We start from the raw sequence: 310 nt of genomic DNA on the forward strand, positions 1-310 counted from the left end.
CCGCGATTGAAAGGTACAATCGAGACAAGGCAGAACGACAATGGATACAATCGAGACAATTCGCCATGCCGGGCCGGCTTTTGGTGCACAGGCCGATCTGCTGATTCAGCGCGGCTTCGTCGGTCGCGTGCTGGTCGTGCTCCGTTCTCTCGCACGGCAGATCAACCGCATGCTGGACCGCCGGCGTGGTCGCTTGGCACTGCTGGAGATGACGGACGAGCAGCTCAAGGATATCGGCATCTCGCGCTGCGACGCCCATCGCGAAGGCATCAGGGCATTCTGGGAGTGATGCCTATCGGCGGCTCGATTG

At 60.6% G+C, this 310-nt stretch carries 1 protein-coding gene; it reads left to right on the forward strand.

What is annotated here, in order from left to right:
* Nucleotides 1-40: 40 nt before the first annotated feature.
* Nucleotides 41-289: a DUF1127 domain-containing protein gene (locus tag EN807_RS34120; protein WP_127226112.1), complete on the forward strand. Its 249-nt coding sequence runs from the start codon at nt 41-43 to the stop codon at nt 287-289.
* Nucleotides 290-310: the final 21 nt, after the last annotated feature.

This window comes from Mesorhizobium sp. M5C.F.Ca.ET.164.01.1.1 (assembly GCF_004792125.1).
Classification (GTDB): domain Bacteria; phylum Pseudomonadota; class Alphaproteobacteria; order Rhizobiales; family Rhizobiaceae; genus Mesorhizobium; species Mesorhizobium wenxiniae.

What these genes read in the sequence shown, in the direction of transcription:
- EN807_RS34120 (WP_127226112.1), top strand. Translation starts at nt 41, where the DNA reads ATGGATACAATCGAGACAATTCGCCATGCCGGGCCGGCTTTTGGTGCA.